The sequence below is a fragment of the Burkholderia lata genome (assembly GCF_902499335.1).
GTDB lineage: Bacteria > Pseudomonadota > Gammaproteobacteria > Burkholderiales > Burkholderiaceae > Burkholderia > Burkholderia lata_B.
In genome coordinates this window covers 1-8044 of sequence record NZ_CABVQK010000035.1, presented here as the reverse complement: position 1 = coordinate 8044, position 8044 = coordinate 1, and the positions used below count along the sequence as shown (strand labels likewise).

Genomic DNA, 8044 nt, shown 5'->3' with positions numbered 1-8044 from the left:
CCCATCCTCGCCAATCGGCACCAGGTTCGACGGATCCGTGTTGTCCCAGATGTCGCCAATTACCGGCTGCTCCGGCGGCTCGGTGTCGACTATCAGGTCCCACGGATCCGACGGATCCGTGGTATTACCGCCCGGCGTCGTCACGATCAGTTCCAGCCGATGCTCGCCATCATCCAGCGGTTCGTCCGGCTGGACAGTCCAGTTGCCATCGTCGTCCACGATCCCCGAGCCGATCGGATTGCCGTTCTCGTCGATGATCGTCACAGTGTCGCCCGGACGCTGGCCGCCGCCTGTAAACGTCGGGCGATCGTCATCAGTCACCCCGCCGTTGTCGATCGGGCCTGCAATATCGCCAACGTTATCGGTCACTTCGCCGACCACCGGCTTCTCCGGCACGTACGTATCCACGATCACCATCACCGGATCCGACGGCAACCCGACGTTGCCGGCCGCATCGCTCGCCACCGCGGTGAATTCCTGCGGACCGTCCGGCAGCGGGTGCTCGGGACGGAACGTCCAAGTGCCGTCCGCATTGACCGTCGTTTCGCCAATCTTTTCGCCATTGGCAAACACTTCCAGGCGCGCGCCCGGCTCACCACGACCCGACAGCGTCGGCCGGTTGTCGTTGGTCGCCTTGCCCGGCTCGATCTCGCCCGCCGGCTCAACGTTGTCTTGGATCGACTCGATGGCCGGCTTGTCCGGCGCCATCGTGTCGACGACGAAATCGAAACGGTCCGACGGATCGCTCTTGTTGCCATCCTTGTCGACCTCCACCGCGACAATGTTGTGCGGGCCGTTGTCGAGCGGCGACGTGGGTTGCAGTTCCCACGTGCCGTCTGCCTTCACGATCGTTTCGCCGATCTTCTTGTCGCCGTCCCACAGCTCGATGCGGTTACCCGGCGTCTCACCCTTGCCGCTGAACACAGGACGACGATCGTCGGTCACGCCGCCGCTGGCGACCGGACCCGTGATGCTGCCGACGTTGTCGACTACGCCGTCGACCGACGGTGCCTTGGGACGAGCGCCACCATCACCGCCACCGCCGTCCCCCCCCCCATTGTCGCCACTCGTCGGACCATCATCCTTGCCGAGCGCGCCTGCCGCGGCTGCCACACCCAGCATGCCCAGCGCCGCCAGGCCGAACAGCCCCAGGCCGCCCAGGCTGCCAAGCGCCGCGCCAGGCGCCGCCACCAAGCCGCCCATGTCGAAGCCTGCGAGCGTCTCCGCTCCCAGCACCTGCGGCGACGCTGTGCCGTCGGCAAGCATCGCAATCGCGTGATCATCGTCCGCGTCGGACGAGATGTATTGATGGTAGGCACCGTCCTCGCCGAGGCCGATCAGCGACCCTTCATTGCCATAGAAGTCCTCGATGATCAGTTGCGGCTGATCGAGATCGGTACCTTCCAGGCTCAGGTGCAGGTTCTTGCCGACACGGCGCACCGTGACGTTCTCCGGACCATGGCCAGTCTGGCTGTCTGCCAGGATGAACTTGCCGCCTTTCACGGCCTTTACCCGGGCCGGCGCGCCTTGCTTCGACGCGCGCAGGTCCAGCGTTTGATTGATCGTGTTGCCGTCCACCACGGCAAGCTTCACAGTACTCATTTTCGCAAATGTCCTTAGTCAAAGAGTCTGGTGCTAGCCGGACAGCCAGCATCGATAGAGGTATTCATCCGGCACGCAGATAGGCCAGTGAACAGGTTGAATTTTGACGATTCGGCTGGGAAACAGAATTGGACGAGTTTCGCCACGCATCGGACTAGAACGAAATAAATCGGGATAGGGAGTAGCGACAGGAATTGCACCCGCGGGAACCCCATCGCGACACGAATCGAGGGCGCTAACACCGGACAGCCCGCTTCCGTGGCAGGGAAACGCTCGCGTATCAAAAGCGCAACAGATCAAGCTATCGGGATGAGTCGAAAGGATGAATCGCATCATTGATGCATGGTTGATGCGTGATCGGTCACCACCAGTGGCAGCGATGTCTGCCTGAACGTCGCGCGAATCGGTGCGGAAATTGAGGGTCGAGGATGACTGACCATGGCGATACCCATGCCGTTTGCCGCATGGTTAGCCGGTGCCGCGAATGCGGCACCGCGTGTGTCATTTTCGGGGACTATGGCCAGCGGATCACGAGCCGTCTGGATGTTTCCTGGAAGTGCGGAATCGACTTCGTCTTGCATGGACGGCCAGTGGGCAGACGAGGAACCCTGTACGCCGCCAGGACTCGGTATCAGGACGAGTTTACGATTTTCCGGTACGCACATCGGCCGACGCCGTGTTCAGCGTGGCCGGCAACGCGGCCAACTGCGTGCGCACGCCCTGAACCGTTCGGTTGAACGCCACGCGCTGCTCACCGGCCAGACGCTGCGGAGTCGCCCGCGCAATGAAACCGAGCGGTTCGATAGGCAGGTTGTTCGTCCGCACCTCGAAGTGCAGATGTGGGCCCGTCGCCGTGCCGGTACTGCCGACCGCGCCGAGATGCTGCCTCTGTGTCACTGGCATGCCCGCGCGCAGGCCTTTCGCGAATGCGGACAGATGGCCGTACCACGTCGTATGCCCGCCCGGATGCTGCACCACGACGTAGTTGCCGTAACCGGGCTCCCAGCCAACAAACCGAACCTTTCCCGCCCCCGCCGCGTGCACCGGCGTGCCGGTTGGTGCGGCGAAGTCGACGCCGGTATGACCATGCCGCTCACCACGAACCGGATGGATTCTCATCCCGAACGACGAACTGATCCGAGAGTGAGACACCGGAAGCACGAACGGCGCGGCCGCAAGCGGCTGACCGTCGAACGAGTAGTAGGCACCGTTTTTCTGACCCGGCGCCTTGAACCAAGCGGCCCGATGGAGCTTGCCGCCGAGCCGGATTTCAACAGCGCTGACATGCAGGCGCCGCGTGGGCGCGCTGTTCCGGTCGATGCGCTCATAGAGAATTCGATAGCTGTCGTTGGCGTGCGCGTTGGCGTTCGGATTGATGCGCGCGTCGAAAATCCGCAGCACTTGTGCGGCAACGCCAGGCGGAAGATCCGCATGTTTCAGCGTCTCGCCGAGGTTGCGCACGATGGCTCCTGTGCGTGCGCCAGCATCTTCTTCCGGCAGCACGAAGGCCGTGGCGTCGAGACGTTTCACCGCGTTGGCCCGCGGTGCGTCGCTCGCTGCCGACGCAACGACCGTGGGTGCGACCGGTGTTGCGGACGTCGCCTCAGCCGAACCGTCGCCAAGCGGCTTCACCGCGCACAGCGCGGTGTCGAAACCGCACATCGAAACGAGTACCGATTCGTCCCGCGACAACGCAATGAAGGGATAGGAGGACAGATCCTCGCGCAACGGCGCAAGCATCGCCGGATGATCAGCCGGTTGACGACCGCTTGACGCCAGTTCGGCATCGAACAACGTCAGCCGGACCGACCCGCGAGTGAGTGCGAAAGCCGTTTCGACGGGTAGCGACTCATTCGCGCCGCTTGCCACCGCCGGCGTCATGTCGCGCACCCCGGATTGCCGCTTCGACGCGGCCTCGAGCGTTCCCGTCAGGCCGAGCAACAGGACGGCGCACGACACAACGCCGAGCGCAAATCGACGGCTTGAATGAATCGATACGCGTGCATCGATTGCGTGCCGACACGATTGATGAGAATGGAAATGAATCGACCGAATCACGGAATGCCTCGCGGTAAAGGAACGGGAACTGCGGACATGACTGGCGACGTATCGGAATACAACTGCGGCACGAAACCGCTGAAGCGCGCCGAATCATGCACGTCGCTTCAATCGTTCATCGCGCCGCGGAGCCCTGCAGCAGTTGAAGCGAGTGTATCGACGACGATCGTTCCAACCAATTTGATCGATTCGAAACAGAATCGGATAAGTACGAACTTGCTTTCACAAACGTAAGAAAACAGGTCTCCATGGTGCTGCATGGCCGCATTGCTTTTGGCGTCGGGACGATTAGAATCAGGGGCACGATGATTCAGGCGTGATGGCATTCGTCGACACCCAATCACGCCATGCCGTTCACTATCCTGCCGAATTCCTCGTCCGACCGGTCCGTCGCTCATGGCTCAACAAACGCATGGTGATCCGCTTTCGAATGGTCCCGCCCGCTCCGCCCCGCTGGAGCCGGACGCCGGCCGGCCAGAAGCGTTGAACCGGTACCAGCGCGCGATGCTGTACGGAGGTGGGGCGCTGGTTTCGATCGTGTTCGTTCTCGTGACTGCTGTCGTGTTGCATTCGCTGGTCAAGGACTATGTCGCCGAACGCGCCGCGGAATTCGGCGTGCGCAAGCTCCTGGTGCAACTGGAACTGACCGCAAGAGAAAGTGCGCTGAAGGTCGGCATCGTGCATGAAGAGTCCGTCTGGGACCAGCGCCAGCCAGCGGATCCGGCCCTCGTCGACGCGTTCATCGCCCAGCACGGCCACCTCATGCTGCAAGGCAACCCCAATTTCGACCCGCTGCTAGTGCTGGGCGACATACCGTCTTCGCCCGACCGGACAACCCTGGCCCGATATCTTGCCCTCGCGGAGGATTTCAGCTACCGCGTGGGTGCCTACACCAAGGTTCAAGGGCGATCGCTGTCCGGCTACTTTTACAGTCCGGACGGCCATTTCCTTACGATCCAGCCGGCTCCCGCGGACACCAACCCGCTCGAATCGCATCAGGTGACCAGCACCGCCGCGCTGCTGCAACGCGTCGCTCCGGTGCTGAGCGAGTCGGGCACGTCCTCACTCGCCAGGCAGTTACTGACCGATCGCAATCCGGTCTGGCTCCTGCCGACGACCGATCCGTTCAGCCGCAAGCAGGTTGTCCGCCTCGTACAGGCTGGGCTGGACCACGGCAAACCATTCGTGTTCTTCGTCACCGACGTGCCGGTCGACACGTTGCGTGCCCGCCTGGCAGGCAGTCGCTATGACGAAGCGTCCGTGATCGTCGACCAGACGGGCAAGCTCGTGCTGAGCACGGAGCCGGTGGAGAGCGGCAACGCGCTCTCCCGCCGAATCCTGCGCACGTCCCTGCCGAAATGGGCCGGCAAGAAACCCGATTTGCATTATCGGGATGGCCTCTTCGTCTTTCGGGATCAGCTGGCCGGCGCGGGATGGATGCTTATCTACGTGTTCTCGTGGCGCACAATCATCGCGGAAGCCTGGCCACGGCTGGCCGGCTATGCAGGGGCAATGCTGCTCGCAATCGCAGTGATCTGGACGTTCGTCATTCTCCTCGACCGGAAGGTCTTTACGCCAGGCTACGAGCGCTCACAACGCATATTCGAAAGCGAGAACCTGAATCGCACGATGGTGTCGACCGCACCATCTGGCCTTGCGCTACTGTCATACGCAAGCGGCGAGATCCTGCTGCAGAACGACGTGATGCGCGCGTGGGGCGCCCGCGCGGACGCGTCGCAGCCACCACTGCACGCGCGGCTGCTCGAGCGCTACAAGCGTGCGCCGCCCGCGACAGCGTGGGAAACCGGGCTCGACGTGCAGTTGCCGTTCGCCGACGGAAGCAACATCGACCTGCACGCAAGCACCGTCCGGACCAAATACCAGGGTACCGACGTGCTCCTGTGCAATGTCACGGACATCACTGCCCGCAAGAACATCGAGCGCACGCTTGAAGAGGCGCGCCTCGCGGCCGACGCTGCGAATCGCGCCAAATCCACGTTTCTCGCGACCATGAGTCACGAAATCCGCACGCCGCTCAACGCGATCTTCGGCCATCTGGAATTGCTCGATCGCTCGCCGCTGTCCATCGTCCAGAGCAAGCGGCTCCGCACGGCGATGTCGTCGTCGACCGCACTGCTGGGCATCATCAACGACATCCTCGACCTGTCCAAGGTGGAGTCCGGGCAGATGTCCGTCGAGACGATTCGCTTCGACCTCGCCGAACTCGCCCGCGAAGTGGCAGCCACCCTCACCCCGATCGCGCATGCGAAGGCGCTCCAGTTCGACTGCATGATTGCCGATACGCTGGCGCCCCGATATCTCGGCGATCCGACCCGGATCCGCCAGATCATGATGAATCTGATCGGCAACGCAATCAAATTCACTGACAGCGGCGAGGTTCTGTTCGAAGTCTATCCGGAAGATGAAGCGAGGCTCGACTCGCCGATCGTCATCGGCGTGATCGATTCAGGCATCGGCATGACACCGGAGCAGCAAGAGAACGTATTCAAGGAGTTCAGCCAGGCGGATGCATCTATTACGCGCCGCTTTGGCGGCACCGGGCTCGGCCTCTCGCTGTGCAAGAAGCTGGCGGAACTCATGGGCGGCAAGATCGATTTCACGTCCGAGGCGGGCGTCGGCAGCACCTTCATCGTGACGTTGCCGCTCCACGTGGATGCGGGCGCCAATGCCCGGACCAACGTTGACGCCGGCCCCTCCCCGAGCACCGCGCCTCATGCTGGGGAACCCGAAGTCGCCGTCGCGCGCGTGCTGGTTGTCGACGACCATCCGGTGAACCGCGAACTGATACACGATCAACTCGAACTCCTCGGCTACCAGTCGGACATGGCATCCGGCGGCATGGCCGCCCTGCGCCTGTTCGGCGAGCATCGCTACGACATGGTGCTCACCGACCTGAACATGCCGGGGATGGACGGCTACACGCTCGCGGAATTCCTGCGCGATAGAGGCACCCCGGTGCCGATCATCGCGATCACCGCTCATGCCACGGAGCAAGAACGTCAACGCTGCACGCGTGCGGGAATCGACGGGGTCTTGCTGAAACCCCTGTCGCTCGAGGCACTCGACCACGAGATCCGCGAGCAGGTGCGTCATTTGAAAAAATCGCCGCGAGCCGCATCGGCGGTAGCGGATCCCACACGGGGAGCGTTGTCGGAAACCATGCGCAGCGGGCTCCAAGAGTCACTCGAAGCGTCCAGCCACTTGATCCATCAGGCGCTTGCGTCGTATGACATGACCGAGGTATTGAGCCAGTTGCACCGGATCAAAGGGGCGTTCGCGATGATCCACGAAGCGGAGATGGTACGGCTTTGCGAGCACTTGGAAGGGCTCGGCAAGTCGAGCGACTGCCAAGCGATTCTCGAGCACCTCCCCGCACTCGATCTGCTCGCTCAGTCGATCCTGCGCCGACGCGCAGCTTGAGCCGCGCGCCTATTCTCGAACAACTGTGCCAGATCCTGAAGGCCGCGATCGAGGTAGCGCAATCCGACGAATCGCCGCTGTTGCTGAAATTGCCGGTACTCTTCTTGCTTTGGTTCAACTGAGGCCGTTCTCCAGGCTTGAAACGGTCCGAAGAAATCAGGCAAATCGAAGCAGCTTGATTTGCCTGACGAACGATCTCTTGAAGGGACAAGACAAAATTTCAGAGTTGACGAACGTGAGATTTCGGAATCGGTGAAAAAAACGATATTTCTGCATCGTCCAGCTTGCCATGATCGATCGCAAATATCGTCGAACTATCGATATCCTTCCCATCCATTAACAATGCAGGTTTGAGATTTCCTGTCCGTCCATTCGGCAATGGAACCAGTTGTCCACGAGAGATCTCATAGGCAAAGAGTTTTGTATCGAACTGATAAAGTGGCGCTCCCGCACTTTGGCCACCGCCTTCAGTGTTGATAGCTGAAGATACCCAATTAGTACTGCGGTCCTTTTTGTACTTTATGTAATTTGAAAGTGTTCCGAGCGTCGGTTTAGCCCCCCCCGAGCCCGTGTAGAGATCGCTCGGCAAACCGCTGGCATCAGCGTTACCCAAGAAATTCTTGAAGAATTTTCTCGCTTGATCCGTGGAAAGAGGTGCCCATGGCACGAAACCAGCGTCGGTCAAGTCACCGAATTTTCGATTGTCGACGCGGTAGAGGGAGCGTACGGGGACCGAAGGATCATCTGTCCCAATTGTGGGCATTGCCCCACCGCGCAGCTTGAGTTCATTCGGACGAATATTCCATCGATCGCCGACGCGCTCGACATCGAAACGATCGGTGCTGTTGTTGGGCCGGAAGATGCCACGCTGCAGCTCGCCGCTCGAATCGCGCTGGTGGTTCGTTCGATAAAACTTGTTGTCTATCCGCAGATACTCGTTGTT

Annotated in this window: 5 protein-coding genes; 1 reads left to right on the top strand and 4 read right to left on the bottom strand. The window is 61.4% G+C overall.

The window, feature by feature from the left end; all coding sequences use genetic code 11:
* The 3 genes from BCO18175_RS40240 to BCO18175_RS40230 form a co-directional block, all read right to left on the bottom strand.
* On the bottom strand, window positions 1–1602 hold a 1602-nt coding region (locus BCO18175_RS40240), incomplete at its 3' end, for an Ig-like domain-containing protein (RefSeq protein ID WP_254608262.1).
* Window positions 1603–1934: 332 nt separating this feature from the next.
* Window positions 1935–2183, bottom strand: coding sequence for a hypothetical protein (locus BCO18175_RS40235; RefSeq protein WP_174989358.1), 249 nt, complete (start codon window positions 2181–2183; stop codon window positions 1935–1937).
* A gap of 61 nt (window positions 2184–2244) precedes the next feature.
* The gene (locus BCO18175_RS40230; protein WP_254608261.1) at window positions 2245–3660 is read right to left on the bottom strand and encodes a M23 family metallopeptidase; all 1416 of its coding nucleotides are present in this window, start codon (window positions 3658–3660) and stop codon (window positions 2245–2247) included.
* 396 nt (window positions 3661–4056) lie between these two features.
* On the opposite strand from BCO18175_RS40230, the gene BCO18175_RS40225 reads away from it, so the two are divergent.
* The gene (locus BCO18175_RS40225; protein ID WP_254608260.1) at window positions 4057–7101 is read left to right on the top strand and encodes a hybrid sensor histidine kinase/response regulator; all 3045 of its coding nucleotides are present in this window, start codon (window positions 4057–4059) and stop codon (window positions 7099–7101) included.
* 220 nt (window positions 7102–7321) lie between these two features.
* Here the strand turns inward: BCO18175_RS40225 and BCO18175_RS40220 are convergent.
* Window positions 7322–8044, bottom strand: a 723-nt coding sequence (locus tag BCO18175_RS40220) for a hypothetical protein (RefSeq protein WP_174989356.1), incomplete at its 5' end; no start/stop codon positions are given.